Origin of the sequence: Pseudomonas leptonychotis (assembly GCF_004920405.1) — a bacterium.
GTDB lineage: Bacteria > Pseudomonadota > Gammaproteobacteria > Pseudomonadales > Pseudomonadaceae > Aquipseudomonas > Aquipseudomonas leptonychotis.
Genome location: NZ_RFLV01000001.1, coordinates 720,762 through 737,488 on the forward strand (window position 1 = coordinate 720,762; position 16,727 = coordinate 737,488).

Annotated in this window: 17 protein-coding genes; 8 read left to right on the forward strand and 9 right to left on the reverse strand. The window is 59.6% G+C overall.

The features are described 5' to 3' along the window. Position 1: 1 nt before the first annotated feature. Positions 2-733 (reverse strand): HugZ family pyridoxamine 5'-phosphate oxidase, encoded by a 732-nt coding sequence (locus D8779_RS03235; protein WP_136663022.1) that lies wholly within the window; start codon positions 731-733, stop codon positions 2-4. A 102-nt stretch (positions 734-835) separates the two neighbouring features. Here D8779_RS03235 and D8779_RS03240 point away from each other — a divergent pair, with 102 nt between their 5' ends. After that, positions 836-1,594, forward strand: a complete 759-nt coding sequence (locus tag D8779_RS03240) for an SDR family oxidoreductase (protein WP_136663023.1) — start codon at positions 836-838, stop codon at positions 1,592-1,594. Positions 1,595-1,831: 237 nt separating this feature from the next. Here the strand turns inward: D8779_RS03240 and D8779_RS03245 are convergent, their stop codons facing one another. Together D8779_RS03245 and D8779_RS03250 are read right to left on the reverse strand one after the other, a co-directional pair. Continuing rightward, complete coding sequence (locus D8779_RS03245) at positions 1,832-2,836, reverse strand: DUF481 domain-containing protein (protein WP_136663024.1); 1,005 nt, start codon at positions 2,834-2,836, stop codon at positions 1,832-1,834. Positions 2,837-2,955: 119 nt separating this feature from the next. Continuing rightward, the gene (locus D8779_RS03250; protein WP_136663025.1) at positions 2,956-3,954 is read right to left on the reverse strand and encodes a DUF481 domain-containing protein; all 999 of its coding nucleotides are present in this window, start codon (positions 3,952-3,954) and stop codon (positions 2,956-2,958) included. A gap of 1 nt (position 3,955) precedes the next feature. Here D8779_RS03250 and D8779_RS03255 point away from each other — a divergent pair, with 1 nt between their 5' ends. The 3 genes from D8779_RS03255 to D8779_RS03265 are packed head-to-tail and all read left to right on the forward strand — an operon-like array spanning position 3,956 to position 6,714. Continuing rightward, entirely contained in the window at positions 3,956-4,345 is a 390-nt protein-coding gene (locus tag D8779_RS03255; protein ID WP_136663026.1) for an MGMT family protein, read from the forward strand. Positions 4,346-4,388: 43 nt separating this feature from the next. Then, positions 4,389-5,933, forward strand: a complete 1,545-nt coding sequence (locus D8779_RS03260; RefSeq protein WP_136663027.1) for an AmpG family muropeptide MFS transporter — start codon at positions 4,389-4,391, stop codon at positions 5,931-5,933. Positions 5,934-5,988: 55 nt separating this feature from the next. Continuing rightward, the gene (locus D8779_RS03265) at positions 5,989-6,714 is read left to right on the forward strand and encodes a lipopolysaccharide kinase InaA family protein (RefSeq protein ID WP_136663028.1); all 726 of its coding nucleotides are present in this window, start codon (positions 5,989-5,991) and stop codon (positions 6,712-6,714) included. A gap of 24 nt (positions 6,715-6,738) precedes the next feature. On the opposite strand, the gene D8779_RS03270 is transcribed toward D8779_RS03265, so the two are convergent. Together D8779_RS03270 and D8779_RS03275 are read right to left on the reverse strand one after the other, a co-directional pair. Continuing rightward, complete coding sequence (locus D8779_RS03270; RefSeq protein ID WP_136663029.1) at positions 6,739-7,569, reverse strand: mechanosensitive ion channel family protein; 831 nt, start codon at positions 7,567-7,569, stop codon at positions 6,739-6,741. Between the two features lie 108 nt (positions 7,570-7,677). Further along, positions 7,678-8,157, reverse strand: coding sequence for a YajQ family cyclic di-GMP-binding protein (locus D8779_RS03275; protein WP_136663030.1), 480 nt, complete (start codon positions 8,155-8,157; stop codon positions 7,678-7,680). Between the two features lie 151 nt (positions 8,158-8,308). Here D8779_RS03275 and D8779_RS03280 point away from each other — a divergent pair, with 151 nt between their 5' ends. From D8779_RS03280 to D8779_RS03295, 4 genes are all read left to right on the forward strand, one after another. Next, positions 8,309-9,271 (forward strand): GGDEF domain-containing response regulator, encoded by a 963-nt coding sequence (locus tag D8779_RS03280; RefSeq protein WP_136663031.1) that lies wholly within the window; start codon positions 8,309-8,311, stop codon positions 9,269-9,271. A gap of 15 nt (positions 9,272-9,286) precedes the next feature. Continuing rightward, positions 9,287-10,195: a putative 2-dehydropantoate 2-reductase gene (locus D8779_RS03285; protein WP_136663032.1), complete on the forward strand. Its 909-nt coding sequence runs from the start codon at positions 9,287-9,289 to the stop codon at positions 10,193-10,195. 93 nt (positions 10,196-10,288) lie between these two features. After that, the gene (locus D8779_RS03290) at positions 10,289-12,310 is read left to right on the forward strand and encodes a sensor histidine kinase (protein WP_136663033.1); all 2,022 of its coding nucleotides are present in this window, start codon (positions 10,289-10,291) and stop codon (positions 12,308-12,310) included. Between the two features lie 3 nt (positions 12,311-12,313). Then, complete coding sequence (locus D8779_RS03295) at positions 12,314-12,895, forward strand: cob(I)yrinic acid a,c-diamide adenosyltransferase (protein WP_136663034.1); 582 nt, start codon at positions 12,314-12,316, stop codon at positions 12,893-12,895. 51 nt (positions 12,896-12,946) lie between these two features. Here D8779_RS03295 and D8779_RS03300 read toward each other — a convergent pair whose 3' ends face one another. From D8779_RS03300 to D8779_RS03315, 4 genes are read right to left on the reverse strand one after another with little or no spacing between them, the layout of a single operon-like run. Next, positions 12,947-13,840, reverse strand: a complete 894-nt coding sequence (locus D8779_RS03300; RefSeq protein ID WP_136663035.1) for a pseudouridine synthase — start codon at positions 13,838-13,840, stop codon at positions 12,947-12,949. A 56-nt stretch (positions 13,841-13,896) separates the two neighbouring features. Further along, complete coding sequence (locus tag D8779_RS03305; protein WP_205895779.1) at positions 13,897-15,135, reverse strand: HPP family protein; 1,239 nt, start codon at positions 15,133-15,135, stop codon at positions 13,897-13,899. Further along, entirely contained in the window at positions 15,092-16,033 is a 942-nt protein-coding gene (locus D8779_RS03310; RefSeq protein WP_136663036.1) for a Nudix family hydrolase, read from the reverse strand. The genes D8779_RS03305 and D8779_RS03310 overlap by 44 nt, the downstream gene beginning before the upstream one ends. Then, a complete protein-coding gene (locus tag D8779_RS03315; protein WP_136663037.1) occupies positions 16,030-16,662 on the reverse strand; it encodes a glutathione S-transferase family protein in 633 nt (210 codons plus the stop codon). Before D8779_RS03315 ends, D8779_RS03310 begins: the two co-directional genes overlap by 4 nt. Positions 16,663-16,727 lie beyond the last annotated feature (65 nt).

Below are 16,727 nucleotides of genomic sequence, written 5' to 3' on the forward strand. Positions count from 1 at the left end.
TTCAAGCTGAAGGCAGACCGTCGGTCGGCCAAACTTCGGCATGCGCCAACGCCACCAGGGCTTGGCGCACCTCAACCGCAGTTTTACAGGGTGCTGGAAACGCCAACCAATACAGCGCCTGACCGATGCGCAGGTGAAACCCTTCGCTGTCGATACCGGCCAACTCAGCCGGCACGTGGTTAGGCAAGCCGGCCAGCGCGACATAATGGGCGATGGCACGGCAATGGTCACTGTTCATGTGCTCGACCATGCTGATTTCACTGTCGCCGGCAAAAGGGTTGCCCAGCGTTACTTGATCCAGCCAATGAATCGCACCAAAACCACCGATATAGCGCCCGCGCACCGGCTGCAGCCGCCAAAAATCAAAATCATGCACGCGATGGTGACCTTGCGAATCGGGAAAGTAGCGGTAGTAGCGCTGCGACGCCGCCTCAATCTTTGCAGCGTCATGCAAAAGCTGGGCTTCGGCCAGCAACGTCAGGCGGCCAACCGCCTGCACATCGTCAGCCCCACGCTCGCCTACCAGTAGCGAACACTTGGCGTCTTGCTTGAGGTTATGAGTGTGCTGAGCAATGCGGCTGATCAGGATCAGCGGGTGGCCTTGCTCGTCCAGGCAATAAGGCACCACTGATCCGAAAGGGAAGCCCGGCATGGCTTTGGAATGGGTGCTGAGCACGCCCCGGTATTCCTTGAGCAGCAATTCTCGGGCATGCTTGCCGGCTTTCACGCTCACCTTATGACTCCTTGCTTAGAATCCGTCACAAACGGACAGGCGCTGCAGAATACTGCTTACAGCGGCGGCAAGGTTACACCCAACACCTTCAGGGGATAGCACATGCAACTCAAAGACAAAGTCATCATCATTACCGGCGGCTGCCAAGGACTGGGCCGTGCCATGGCCGAATACCTGGCGGATAAAGGCGTCAAGCTGGCGCTGGTCGACCTGAACCAGGAAAAGCTCGACGAAGCCGTTGCCGCCTGCAAAGCCCAGGGCGTGGAAGCACGCGCTTACCTGTGCAACGTGGCCAATGAAGAGCAAGTGACCCAGACCGTGGCACAGATTGCCGAAGATTTCGGCGCGATCAATGGCCTGGTTAACAACGCTGGCATCCTGCGTGACGGCTTGACCATCAAGGTTAAGGACGGCGAAATCACCAAACTGAGCCTGGCTCAGTGGCAGTCGGTGATCGACGTCAACCTGACCGGCGTATTCCTCTGCACCCGTGAAGTCGCGGCGAAGATGATCGAGCTGAAGAACGAAGGCGCGATCATCAACATCTCATCCATCTCCCGTGCCGGCAATATGGGCCAAGCCAACTACTCCGCCGCCAAGGCCGGTGTAGCGGCTGACACCGTGGTTTGGGCCAAAGAACTGGCGCGTTACGGCATTCGCGTGGCCGGCGTTGCACCGGGCTTTATCGAAACCGAGATGGTCGCCAGCATGAAGCCCGAAGCACTGGAGCGCATGACCTCGGTCATCCCGCTGCGGCGCATGGGCAAACCAGCCGAGATCGCTCACTCGGTGGCCTATATCCTGGAAAACGACTACTACACCGGTCGGATCCTGGAACTGGATGGCGGCCTACGCCTCTGATCGGCATCGACTTGCTGCGCGTCGGCCAGACTGCGTTGAAATTGGGCTCGGGCTGCTCATTTACAGCCCGTAAACTCCGCGCCCTCGCCCAATTGATTCGCTGGCGCTTACCCTTCGGGCCAGCCTGCGGCTGTTACTCCCGTTGCTCGTTGCGCCTTGCCTGGCGCTAGCTCGCAGAGTCGAAATCTGACATAAAAAAGCCCCGCATTTGCGGGGCTTTTTTATGTGACAAACAACTTACCAGCCGATACCAAAACCCAGGCTGTAACGGGTTTCGTCCAGCTCGCCTTCCGCACCGCTGACCAGGTCCTTCTCGGCTTTCATATTCAACGAGGCCCAGTCGGTTACCTTGTAACGCAGCCCTACGGCGGCATCCAGGGTGTAATCAGCAACATTGGCCAGCGGCTTACCTATTTCGCCATCGCTGAACAGTTCAACCCGCTTGCCAATCAGGTAGCGGTTGTAGTCCCACTTCATGCTCGCCGCATAGAAGTTGTCGCTCTCGCCATTGCTGTATTCATAATCTGTACGGTTGAGCAGACCGGTGACAGAGAAGGCTCCCAGCTCATTGTCCCAGAACTGGTAACCAGGTCCCGTACCCACGGTGCGCTGACGCGCAAGCTCTTCGACCATGTCGCGCTTGTACTCAAAGCGCCCCTGCCAGAACCACTTCTCGGTCAGGAAGCGATCGAGGGCGTACTCGGCGCTCCAGTTGTCGGTCGTGACCACATCGTCCTGAAACTCACGGTTGTATTCGGCCTCGGCGTGATGCCGCCACAGCCCGTGACGCGCCTGGGTTTTCAGGCCAACGTCATAATCGTCGGTGTCTCGCTCGGCACGTTTGTAATCCAGCGCCGCGTCGATATTGCCCTTCCAAACCAGGTCTTCAACCAGCGGCTTGGGCTTGAGTATCTGCTGGATGCTGGCCAGCTCGATAGTCTTGGGTGCCTCGCCATTGGCCAACGTCACCTTGCCTGACTCAGCCGGCTGCAAGGATTTAGCACGCTCCCCAACGATTGCATTTTCCTTGACCAGCAATTCCTGATCGCTTTCCAGAGTCGCGATCTTGTTCCAATCCAGGGCAATGGCACCGCCGTAGTCGGTTTCCAGCAGCAGCTTGCCACCGTCATAGAACTTGATTTTGCCACTTAAGCGGTCACCGTTTTTTAACCAAACGGTATCCGCCAGCGCGGAGGTAGTAGCCACACAGAGGGCCAGGCACAGCAGGGTTCTGGAAAACATAAGGAGGGCTTATCTATCTCAGGTTCGCGGAAGGTCGGGCATTATCCGTAAGCACGACGCCAGAGCAAGCACTGACCGACAGAATCACCACGAGTTCAGCCGGCGCTGACCAATAGCACCTACCAACCCACACCAATACCCAGCAAATAACGCCGTTCGCTGGTGGTTTGACCCAGCCCGCGCACCTGATCCAACTCATACAACAGTGACAGCCGCGCCCAATCATTGAGCCGGTAGCGCAAACCCATTTCACTGTCGATTGCGTAGTCGATTTGCTTAATCGTGGGCAGTTGCAGTTCGGCGTTGCTGTAAAACTCCAACCGCGTCCCCCACAACAGGCGCTTGTAGTCCCACTCCAGGGAGTAGGTGTCAAACTCCAGGTCCGCCTCGGCTGTTTCGAAGCGTACGCGATTGAACTGACTGACCAGGTCGAAACGACCCAACTCATTGTCCCAGAAGCGGTATCCCGGTCCGGTGCCTACGATGCGCTGACGATTGATTCGCTCGAATTCGTCCTCTTGCTGCTCTACACCCACGCGCCAGAACCAATGATCGGTAAGAAAGCGGTCGAGATCGTATTCCAGCTGCCAATTATCATCGATTTTTTTGTCATTCTTGGTCTCACGCTCCAGCTCGCCGGTCAGCACATGCCGCCAACGCCCATGCTCGATGCGCGTATTGCCTTTGAGCTTCCACTCATCGACTTCGTCTTCATTGCGCTCCATATCGAGCTTGGCATCCAAGTTACCCTCCCAGATGCGATCTTCAAGCACCGGTCGTGCCGGCACCAGGCGGGTGATACTAGCCAGGGGCACTGTCTGGACACTGCCATTGATGACTCGCACCATGCCCTTGCCCGCAGCTTCAAGTTGGTTGCTGTGCTCGCTATCGAGGCCCTGACGGCGTATCAGCAAGGGTTTCTGCGAGCGCAGGGTGTCGATATCCTTCCAGGCAATCAGTACCTGCCCGGCATATCGGGTTTTCAGGGCCAGCTTGCCGCCATCGAGTAGAACGATCTCGCCACTTAGGCGGTCACCATTGTTCAACCACACTGTGTCCGCCCACACAGGTGTAGACAGGCTAAGAATCAGTGAACACAACAGAGTACGTAGCAACATGATGGGAGAGCCGGATAGCGAGCCAGAACAGGGGGGCAAGCATGCCGCGCCAGGCCAGCCGACAGCAAGCCACGCCGAACGGCGTGCGGCGCTTTATACGGTGCTGGCACAGGTGCCGGCCGGTTGCGTGGTGAGCTATGGGCAACTGGCCGCTTATGCCGGCCTGGGCCGCGCCGCACGCTGGGTCGGGCGCACCCTTAGCCAACTGCCGGACGGCAGTACACTGCCCTGGCACCGAGTCATTACCGCCAGCGGGCGCCTCAGCCTGCCCGCTGGCAGCCTGTCCGGCGCAGAACAGCGCAACCGTCTACGCGAAGAAGGCGTGCAAATCCATAACGATCGGGTGGATATGCCGCGCTATGGCTGGCGCCCTATAGAGCACAGCGGTTAGAGTGCGCCCTTTATTAGGTCAATCTCAGGCTGATACCCCTTCAATGCCCCGTAAAAGCTGGCGTGATGCCATTGCTGCCTACTCCAGCCCCTCAACATTGGTGCTGCTACTTCTAGGCTTCGCCGCTGGCCTGCCCTACATGCTGGTGTTCTCCACCCTTTCGGTCTGGTTACGCGAGGCCGGCGTGGCGCGCGACACCATTGGCTTTGCCAGCTTAATCGGCCTGGCCTATGCCTTTAAATGGGTATGGTCGCCACTGCTCGATCAATGGCGCTTACCGCTGCTGGGCAAGCTGGGCCGCCGCCGCTCCTGGCTGGTGCTGTCGCAGATACTGATTGCCATCGGTTTGGCGGGCATGGCCCTGTGTGACCCGCAAACCCACCTAACCTGGCTGATCTCCCTGGCCGTGCTGGTGGCCTTCGCCTCGGCCACCCAGGACATTGCCGTCGATGCCTATCGCTTAGAAATCGTCGACGACACTCGCCAGGCGGCACTCGCGGCGAGCTATATGGCCGGCTACCGCGTCGCCGCCCTGCTAGCGACTGCGGGTGCACTGTATTTCGCCGAAGGCTTTGGCTCCACCGCCTTGCTTTATCAACACGGCGCTTGGGCTGGCACCTACCTGCTGTTTGCCCTGCTGATGCTACCTGGCCTGCTGACCAGCCTGTGGATGCGCGAACCAGATGTGCCGCTGCGCACGCAACTGGCGGCCGCCCGCTATGGCTTTAGCCATCAGATTGCTTCGGTGCTGGTGCTGATTGTGCTGCTGGTATCAGTGCCGGCCATGTTCACGCAGTTTTATCACACCGATTTCGCCAGCCTGATCAACGGCGAGGCCAACCTGCTTGACCTGCTGTTGGAAGACCGCGCATTCCTGCGCGCCCTGCTCTACACCATCCTCAGCGCCCTGTGCCTCTCGACTATGGGTCGCCGTGGCCTGGCTCCGGTGCTGACACCGGTCAATGACTTTATCGTGCGTTACCGCTGGCAGGCCTTCTTACTGCTGGGCCTGATCGCCACCTACCGCATGTCGGACACGGTGATGGGCGTGATGGCCAACGTGTTCTATATCGACCAGGGTTTTACCAAGGACCAGATTGCCAGCGTCAGTAAGCTGTTCGGCCTGGTGATGACCTTAATCGGTGCCGGCTTCGGCGGCTTGCTGATCGTGCGCTTCGGTATTTTGCCCATCATGTTTATCGGTGGCGCGGCTTCGGCGGCGACCAATCTACTGTTCCTGATGTTGACCGGCATGGGCGCAGACCTGCAGATGCTGATCGTGACCATCTCCGCTGACAACTTCAGCGCCGGGTTGGCGACTGCAGCTTTCGTCGCCTACCTATCAAGCCTGACTAACCTGAAGTTTTCCGCCACCCAGTACGCCCTGCTCAGCTCAATCATGCTGCTGCTGCCGCGCCTGATTGGGGGGTACTCTGGCGTGATGGTAGAGAAATTCGGCTACGCCCAGTTCTTCCTGATTACCGCGTTACTGGGTATTCCGACACTTGTGCTGATCATTCTGCAATGGCGACGCGAGCGACCACAGGCTACTGAAACAGGCTCGATTAACGCCGCTGAACAACCCTGATTGAACAAAGTGGCAAGAGTCTTGCTCTACTTACACATTAGTAAAAGGGCAGACCATGACCGTAGCAATCAGTAACGCCAAGACCTTGTTTAGCCCCGCAAGCCTCGATAGCTGGTGGCAAATTCAGGGCGAGTGGGTCGAAGAGCCCAACAACCGCCGTGGCGGCCACAGTGGTGTACAGCGCATCTGGAAAGACGAGACGCTGTTCTATGCCAAGCGTCAGACGGGGCATATTCACCGCAGCCTGCTCCACCCCTTTGGCCGCCCCACCGTGCTGCGCGAACGAGACGCGCTGCTGGGCGCTCGCAAAGCGGGGGTCAAGGTGCCGGAAATCATCTTCTGCGCCGCCGAACACAACACTCAGGGCTGGCGTGCTTTGTTAGTGACCCGCGCGCTCGACGGTTTTCAACCGATTGATGAGTGGTATGCAGAGAACGATCGCCAGCAATATGGTGAAGCGCTGCACCAGCAATTGCTGCAAAAAGTAGCCCAAACACTGGCGAGCCTGCACACCGCCCGCTGGCAACACGGCTGCATCTACATCAAACATATCTTCGTGCGCATTACTGGCGAAGGTCAGGCGCTAACCGCCGAAGTGGCACTGCTTGACCTGGAAAAATGCCGCCGGCGCTTTACCAGCAAGCAAGCTGCCATGCACGACATGCTGCAACTGCGGCGCCATTCACCTTGGGACCAGACCGACTGGCAAACCCTCGTAGGTCATTATCAACAGGCGATGGGCCGCACGTTCAAAACACTCTATGAAGCGACTCGCCGCTAACGCGGCGAACGCTTTAGGTCGCTCTCAACTGTTTTGCTGCACCAGGTGCACCACGCGCTGCGGGAATGGAATACCAATACCGGCTTCATCCATGCGTTCCTTGGTCTGCTCGGTAAAGGCAAAGGTTACCGGCCAGAAATCAGATGTGGCGACCCACACGCGCAATGACAGGTTCACCGCGCTGTCACCCAGCCCAGTGACAAACACCACCGGAGCCGGATCAGCATGCACGCGTGGATCCTTGGCTATCGCCAAGAGCACGTCTCGCGCCTGCTTAATATCACTCGAATAATCGATACCCACATTGATATCGACACGCCGCTTGGGCTCGCGCGAATAGTTGGTGATATGGCCATTCGACAGGCTGCCGTTGGGCACGATCACTACTTTGTTATCGGCAGTTTTCAGCGTGGTATGGAAAATTTGAATGCTGTCGACGCTGCCCGACACGCCTTGCGCCTCAATCCAGTCGCCGGCGCGAAATGGGCGAAACAGCATGATCAACACCCCGCCCGCGAAATTCGCCAGGCTGCCTTGCAGGGCCAAGCCGATGGCCAGGCCGGCCGCACCGATCACCGCGATAAAGGAGGTGGTTTCCACACCGATCATCGACGCCACGCTGACCAACAGCAAAATTTTCAGCACGATGCCGACCAGGCTGCAGATAAAGCTGCTCAGCGCTCTATCAACCTGACGCAGGTTGAGCAAACGGCCAATGCTGCTGGTGAGCTTGCCGATCAGCCACCAGCCGATCAGCATCGTGATCAAGGCCAGGGTCAGTTTGCCGCTGTACTCCAGCACGACAGGCAGCCAGGCTTCAGACATTTTCACTATTTGTTCGACGTTAAATTCCATCTGTTAATCCTTTTAAAGCTTAAAAACAAACCGCCACGGTAAACCGTGGCGGCTTTACTGCACGTGAACCGTTGCGACGTCAGCTCAACCGCAAGGTTCCCCCACGCCTCAATCGCGGAAGTTGTTGTACTGCAACGGCATACCGAAATCCTTGGAACGCAGGGCGGCCATTGCCTCCTGCAGGTCATCACGTTTCTTGCCGGTAACGCGTACCTGCTCGCCCTGAATAGCGGCCTGGACTTTCAGCTTGCTGTCCTTAATATGCGCAACAATTTTCTTGGCCAGCTCTTTTTCGATGCCTTCGCGCAGAATAACTTCCTGCTTGACGCTTTTGCCCGACGCATAGGCATCCTTGAATTCGAGGCACTGCGCATCGATCTTGCGCTTGACCAGACTGAGCTTGAGAATCTCAAGCATCTGTTCCAACTGAAAATCCGCATCGGCTGTCAGGTTGACAGTCAGCTCTTTCAGCTCAAAGCTACCTTTACCGCGCAGGTCATAACGACGCTCCAGCTCTTTGACGGCATTATCGATAGCGTTGCTGACTTCATGTTTGTCCAACTCGGACACCACGTCGAATGAGGGCATGGTCTTACTCCAGATAGACGGCGCGCCCTGCATCACGAACGGGACACGCCTGGCTTGACGGTGAAAAAACCCAGCCATTATATAGCGGTAGCAACACACACTGCCCGGCGAAGTATCGGGCCCATGTGATTTCCCCCTAGCGAGCCTGCCCATGCCGAACCCCCACCTGAGCATTTTGGTCGTCGATGACGCCAAGTTCTCCAGCGCCATGATCGGGCGCGCCCTGAGTCAGGCGGGTTATCTGGACCTGCGATTCGCCAGCAGCGCCGCCGAAGCCATCAAACTGCTCGAACAGCGCCCAGCCAGCGTATTGCTGGCCGACTGGCTGATGCCCGAGATGAATGGCCTGGAGCTGACAGTACAGGTACGCCAGTTCGATGAAATGGCCCACCATTACACCTACGTCATCTTGCTCACCGGCAAGGAAGGCGAGAATGTACTGGGGGAGGCGTTCGACAGCGGCGTTGATGACTTCATCAGCAAAGCGGCCATGAACGAGCAACTGGTGCCGCGGGTTTACGCCGCAGACCGCTTGTGCAACACCCTGCAGCGCCTGCTGCAGGAAAATCGCCTACTCACCGAAAATATCGCCAGCCTGGAGCAGCGCAACCTGATCGACCCGCTCACCGGGCTGGGCAACAACCGTTACCTGCAGCAGAAGATGCTCGACAGCCTGCGCCAGGTTGAATCGCGCGGCGGCGCCCTGTGTTACCTGTTGATCGGCCTACAGGACGTACACGAGCTGCATCAGCAGCATGGTGATGCCTTCTACAACGAGCTGCTCAGCGGCGTGGCCCGCCGCCTGCAACAGCTTGTGAGGCCGCTGGATGTGCTGGTACGCCTGGACGAAAACCACTTCGGCCTGATCACCCTGCTAAGCGACTTGCACGAATGCTCGCCAAGCAGCTTCAAACGCCTGCACGAAGGTATAAACCTCAAGGCCTTCAAAACCAGCGAAGGTTTTATCAGCCTTAAAGCCGCGATCAGCCTGGTTGGCCTCGACGCTAAAGGCCTGCCATGTACCCCGGACCAGATCATTGAACACGCCGAAACACTATTGCCCGAGTCCTACAACAGCGGCCGGGTAACAGCCCTACGCCTGCCGTTGCCGTAGTAAACGACGTTCAACATGTGGCATATCCTCGGTGCCGGCAGCCTTGGCAGTCTGTGGGCCACGCGCCTGGCGCGGGCCGGCCTACCAGTGCAACTGATCCTGCGCGATCAGGCCCGCTTGCGCAGCTATCAACACGCCGGCGGCCTGACCCTGATTGAACAAGGCGAGGCCCAGCACTACGCCATCACCGCGCACATTCCGGATCATCCGCAGCCAATCCAGCGCCTGCTGCTGGCCTGCAAGGCCTATGACGCCGCCGCTGCCGTGAGCCAACTGGCGCCACGCCTGGTTCCTGGCGCCGAAATCCTCCTGCTGCAAAATGGTTTGGGCAGCCAGGATGAAGTCGCCCGCGCAGCGCCCCAGGCGCGCTGCATCTTTGCCTCTAGCACTGAGGGCGCGTTTCGTCAGGCGGATTTCCAGGTGGTGTTTGCCGGCCACGGCCATACCTGGCTCGGCGACCCGCTTGATCTGCAGCCGCCAATCTGGCTGGAAGACTTGCGCCAGGCCGGCATTGGCCATGACTGGAGCCTCAATATCACCAGCAGGCTGTGGCGCAAGCTGGCATTAAATTGCGCCATCAATCCGTTGACCGTGCTGCATGACTGCCGCAATGGCGGGCTGACTGAACACCCGGCTCACATCACCTGCCTGTGCAACGAGCTAATCGAACTGCTGCACTGCTGTGGCCACAGTGCGGCCGCAGAGAACCTGCACGATGAAGTGCAACGGGTGATCCTAGCCACCGCTGCGAACTATTCTTCCATGCATCAGGATGTCAGCCAGGGCCGGCGTACAGAAATCACCTACCTGCTGGGTTACGCCTGCAATGCCGCACAACGTCACCAATTGGTGCTGCCGCATTTACAGGCTCTGCACGGCCAACTGCTGGCTCACCTGCAAGCACACGGATTGCCCAGCCACTGAACCGCATCCCGGCGCCTGTTGGCGTTACTCACTTGCGCGCAAACATCAACAGCCCCTAACCTGCCCGCACGCTCACCACCGACTTCCTTCTCCATGCCTCTGCGCCAGCGCCTTGAAAATCTACCCGTCGGCCGCAAGCTGCTGGCTGCCCTGCTGGTATTGCTGGCCACAGTATTGCTGGTGGCCAACCTGGCATTTATCAGCGCGGCCTACTGGATCTCTCAGGAGAGCGTGGCACCGCAAGCCCTGCACACCCTCGGCCGGTTGATTGCCAGCCCGCCGCTGAGCAGGCAAGCGCTGAGCTCACCCGGCGCCGCCGAAGAGCTGCTCAGACGCCTAGATGATTACGCGCCCCTGCGTGCAGCGGTGATCTATGACGCTAAAGGTCTGAACTTGGCGCAGTTGCAGCGCGGCACCAAGCTGCAGCTGCCACAGCGTATCGAGGACGTCGAATCCTGGCGCCACAGCGAGTTCCGCATCAACCAATTGGTCGAACTACCGCAAGCCACAGGTAGCGCCGGTCATCTGCTGCTGGTGGCCTCCAGTGAGCTTCCTGGGGTGTTCTACACCGGCACCCTGACCGCCAGCCTGGTCATCCTCGCGTTAAGCGTACTGCTCTGGCTGATTGTCTCGCGCCAAGTACGCCGCCTGATCACCCGCCCGATCCGCCGCCTCGAGGAGCTCTCACGCCAGGTTACCCGCGAGGAAAACTACGCCCTGCGCGCGCGGCGGGGTAACGCGGATGAAATAGGCAGCCTGGCCGATGCCTTCAACACCATGCTGGTGCGCATCGAAGCCCGCGAGCAGCAACTCAAACGGGCCCGCGACGACGCTCAGCAAGCCTTCGACCAGGCCCAGCGTCTGGCCGAAGAAACCCGCCACTTCAACCGCAAGTTGGAGCTCGAAGTTCAGGTGCGCAGCAAAATCGAGAAAAAACTCACCGGCTTTCAGAAGTACCTCAACAGCATCATCGACTCCATGCCCTCGGCACTGATCGCCCTCGACGAGCAGCTCTACGTCACCCAATGGAACCAGGAAGCCAGCAGCCTCTCCGGCACCGGCCTGGATGAGGCGCTGAACCAGCCGATCTTTCTCGCTTTCCCGCCGCTAAAACAATTTCTGCCACAAATGCAGCGCACCGTTGAGCAGCATCAGGTGGAAAAGATCGAGCGCTTTACCTGGGGAAGCAACAATGAACAGCCGTGCCACTTCGCCCTGACCTTTTACCCGTTAACGGGCGGCAGCGGGCGTGGCGTGGTGATCCGTATCGACGACATCACCCAGCGCCTGAACATGGAAGAGATGATGGTGCAGTCGGAAAAAATGCTCTCGGTCGGCGGCCTAGCTGCCGGCATGGCACACGAGATCAACAACCCGCTGGGGGCCATCCTGCACAACGTGCAAAACATCCGCAGACGCCTGTCTCCGGAGCTGGAAAAAAACCGCGAACAGGCCGAGCAGACTGGCATCTGCCTGGAAGCCATTGATCGCTACCTGCATGCCCGGGAAATTCCGCGCCTGCTCGACGGCATCCAGCAGGCTGGCAGCCGCGCGGCGAAAATCGTCAGCCACATGCTCAATTTCAGTCGCCGCAGCGATCGACAACTGGCGCCCTGCCACTTGCCAGCACTCATCGACCAGGCCGTGGAGATCGCCAGTAACGACTTCGACCTGACCGAAAGCTTCGACTTTAAGAGCCTGCACATCCTGCGCGATTTTGAAGCCGCACTGCCTGCCGTGCCCGGCACCGCCAACGAACTGGAGCAGGTACTACTCAATCTACTGAAAAACGCTGCCCAAGCCATCCACCAGCGCGACGATACAGCGCCGCCAGGGCAGATCACCCTGCGCGTGCGCCTGGCTGCGCCCTGGGCGGAGATCCAGGTCGAGGACAACGGCGTCGGCATGCCCGAGTCGGTGCGCAAGCGTATTTTCGAGCCGTTCTTCACCACCAAGGAGGTGGGCCAGGGCACTGGGCTCGGCCTGTCCGTGTCCTACTTCATCATTACCAACAACCACAAAGGGCAGATGGAAGTGCAGTCAAAAGCAGGTCAAGGCACCTGTTTTACCTTGCGTTTGCCGCTGGCCACCACCCTTCCCGACACAGGTCTTTGAGCCATGGGCTACCGCCTTTCGAAAATTTACACACGCACCGGCGATGCCGGTGAAACTGGCCTGGCCGATGGCCGTCGCGTGACCAAGGACCACCCGCGCGTGGATGCCATGGGCGAGGTGGATACGCTGAACAGCCACATTGGCCTGTTGCTCGCCGACCTGGCCGAGCAGCAAGCCCAACACCCAGGACTTGCCGAGATTATTGAGGTGCTTGCGCCCTGCCAGCACCGTCTGTTCGATCTTGGCGGTGAGCTGGCGATGCCCGATTACCAGGCCCTGCAGGCTCCGGAAATCGAGCGCCTGGAAGGCGCTATTGACCGCTGGAACGAAGAAGTCGGCCCGCTGGAGAATTTCATCCTCCCCGGCGGCTCACGCTTGATCGCCCAGGCTCACGTCTGCCGCAGCCTGGCGCGCAGCGCCGAGCGCCGCTGCCAACATCTGAATGCGGTGGAGCCGATTCGCGGCGTTGGCTTGGCTTACATCAATCGCCTGTCTGACCTGCTATTCGTGGCTGCACGTGTGATTGCCAAGCGCCAGCAGGTCGCGGAAATACTCTGGCAGGCGGCGCCCAAGCAAGCGGATTAATCCCTCGCCCGGATGTGATTCGAGAGCCCGTGCGCGGACAACCCTACCGCCTCAAAGCAGGCTGAGCTGGCTTTCGAAACTGCGTCGCTCACCCGTTAGCGGATCGATAAAGCTCAGCCCCTTGGCCAGCAGCTTAAGCGGCTTGCTGTAATCGTCCGGAACGCCCGGGGCATCCGTAACCTGGGGGTAGAACGGGTCATTGAGAATCGGCGCGCCCAGCGCGGCCAGGTGCACGCGCAACTGGTGCTTCTTGCCCGTCACAGGATAAAGCCGGTACAGCCAATGCTCACCGAGGCGCTGGGCAACGTCGATGCGCGTTTCGGTGTTGGCCTCACCGGTCACCTCTTGCATGCGGAAAAACGGCTCAGCTGCGTCCAGACGCGTCGTGCGTAACAGTGGAAAGGTCAGGTGCGGCAAGGCTGGCGCCAGCGCCTCATAACACTTTTCCATTTGCCGCAGGCGAAACAACGCCTGGTACTGACCGCGGCTCTGGCGGTTGGTGGAAAACAGCACCAGGCCCGCGGTGTGTCGATCAATCCGGTGCAGCGGCACCAAGTCGGCATTACCCAGGCGCTTGGCCAGGCGTGCCTGCAAGGTCTGCTCGACGTATTCGCCAGCCGGCATCACCGGCAGAAAATGCGGCTTATCGGCCACCAGCAGATGCTCATCGACATGCAGCACGCGCTCTTCGAAGGGAATTGGCGTTTCTGCTGGCACTTCACGAAAGTAATGTACTTTTAACCCTTCGCGATAAGCCGTTTGCAGCGTGATCGGCTGACCGTGGGCGTCCAAAACCCGGCCACGGGCCATACGTGCTTGCCACACCGCCGGGGCAATCGCCGGAAAATGCGCGCACAAGCATTCGAGCACCGTCGCCCAGTTCCCGCGCGGCAAATGCAGCGTACTGGGGCGCATATTCGAGGGGGAACGGGCATCTACCGACATGGGCACACTCAACAGCCAAACAACGGGAAGTACAGAGAATAACGCAGACCTTGCCGTCAGCTGTCCGCCATATTTGCGGTTGCCACTGAAGAGCCCTGCAGGGACATCCTAAACAGCGCCGCCAGCAGATCAGACTGGCTGACCAGCCCTACCACCCGCCGCGCTTCGTCAATCACGGGCACTCGGTGCACATCACTATCGGTGAGCATCTGCAGCAAGTAGGTGACGGGCCAATCAGCGCGACAGGTTGGCACCTGACGGCGCATGCAAGCCTCAACATCGCGAGCATCAGTGGATGCTTGCAACACGTCAAGCAGCCCAAGCATGCCGAGCAATTGTCCCTGGGGGTTGACCACCGGCATGGCGGTTAACCGATGCTCATGCAGGCTGGCGCGAGCTTCAACAAGCGCTGTATCCGGGGCAAGGGTTTGTACATCGCGGGACATGATATCGGCGCAGCGCACCTCGCCAAAACGGCGCTGATAAGCGCGCGCCTCAGTCTGCAGAAGAATCTCTTCCAGGTCCTCGCGGGAAATATCGAGCAGCTCACCACGGGCTTGCAGTACGGCATCCAGGTCAGCGGGAGTAAAGCCCAAGCGATCACGCGGGATAGGATCGCGGGTGTTGTGTACGTTGCCATGCTCAAGCGGCCGGTGCGGGTACTGTCGGCGTAAGGCGTTATTGAACAACAGGGCAATCAATAACAGACCCAGCGAGTTCAACCCAACGGGGTAGAGGGCAAAGTGATAACCCAGCTCAGCCACCTCAGGCCCTGCCAGCACCGCCGTCAGCGCCACAGCACCACCCGGCGGGTGTAAACAACGTAGGGCAAACATCGCCGCAATCGCCAGGCCGCCGGCCAGAGCGCCCACTACGGCATCATGGCCAAGCCAGGTGGCGCAGCTGACACCCACCAGCGCGGAGATCAGATTGCCGCCCAGAATTGACCACGGCTGCGCCAGGGGGCTGGCCGGCACGGCAAACAGCAGCACCGCCGACGCGCCCATTGGGGCAATTAGCCAAGGGCTGGCACTGCCCAGCACCTCACTGCATAGCCAACCGCTGAACAACAGCCCTAACACCGCGCCCACGCAGCTCAGCACCCGCTCGCTCAGGCTGACCGCCATGGGAGCCGGCCAAAAGCCTTTGAACCACCCTTTGATGCCTTGCACCGTTAAACGCTCGACTATCACGCACCATTTGAGGGCGCGACTATAACGCCCTTTGCCCAGGGCCTGCCAACGCCAGCACTCACTCGGGCCAAAACGCGCGAATACCGGCAACGCCTTGCGCACCGACCTGCCAAGCCTGTTCAGCGTTAGCCGGGGTCACCCCGCCCAGCAGGTAGGCCGGCTGATTAAAGCCCTGCAATAACTCGGCAACCTGCGCCCAACCCAGCGGCTGTGCTTCAGGGTGCGTCTGCGTGGCCTGCACCGGCGACAGGGTGATGAAATCCACCCCCATCTGCGCGGCCAGCGCCAATTCATCTGCCGAATGGCACGAGGCGGCCAACCAGCGCTCGCTTGGGAACGGTCGACCACCCGCGCTCAACTCACGCAGCTGTTGGGCGGTCAGGTGCCAGCCCGCGGCGGGAAAGTCGCCCAACCACTCCAGCGGACCTTTGAGCATCAATTGCGCCTTGCCTGCACAGAGCCCGAGGGCGTCTACCGCGATGTCACGGTATTGCGCATCGAACATCGTCGGGGCGCGTAGTTGCAGCAAACGAATACCGCTTTTCAGCGCCGCCTGAATACCGCGCAACAGCTGCGGCCCACTCAAGCCCTCAGGGGTAATCAGGTAATGCTCGGGCAAGCGCGCGGCCGCAACAATCGGCCGATTGGCCGCCGGAAATTCATATTCACTTATCTGCTTCGCGCTCACCCAGGCCAACGGCTGACCTTCAGCGCCATGCGGCTCGCCGGTAAAGGCCGAGACGTCCCACACATCCAACAGCACGTGTTTATCCGGGTAATCGTGGCGCACCTGAATCAATGGTCGCGCAGTGGTGACAAGGATGCCCAACTCCTCCTCCAGCTCGCGGGCTAAGGCGGCCTGCGCCGTTTCACCGGCCTCAACCTTGCCTCCGGGAAACTCCCAAAGGCCACCCTGATGTTTATCGTCGCAACGTTTGGCGATCAATATTTGCCCGTCTTTGCCACGAATAACCGCGGCTGCCACATGAATACGCTTCACGCCAGATGCTCCTCCTGGGCGGCCTGATACCAACGCTGAAACGCCGGCCACTGATAGATAGTCTCGACATAAGCGGCGGCCTCTGCCGGCAACTCCACCTGATAACTGCGCAGGCGCGCTGCGACCGGTGCAAAGAAGGCATCCGCCAGGCAGGGCTGACCAAACAAGAAGGCACCGTTTTGCCCGAAGCCTGCGCGGCACTCGGCCCAGAGCGCGCAAATGCGCTGAATATCGAGTTGAGCATCGCTAGGAACCTCAGCCAGGGCCTGATCGCGCTTGAGGTCCATGGGCAGGTGCGTGCGCAAAGCGACAAACCCGCTGTGCATCTCTGCGCACACGCTGCGCGCCATGGCGCGGGCGGCACGCGCTTGCGGCCACAGATGGGCCTCAGCAAAACACTCGGCCAAGTATTCGGCAATTGCCAGGCTATCCCACACGGGCCCGTCTGCGCTGATTAGCAACGGTACTTTGCCGGTCGGCGAATGCTCAAGAATCCGCGCACGGGTATCACTGCGATTGAGCGCAATCAGCACTTCGCGATAAGGCTCGCCCGTCAGCTCAAGTGCCAACGCGGCGCGCAGAGACCAAGTCGAATAGGTTTTGTCGCCGATAACCAGAGTGAGGGACATGGGTAGCGCTCGATGCGGGAAGGTCGAACGACCTTAAAAGGCGACTCTCTGAATAGCAAATTCCC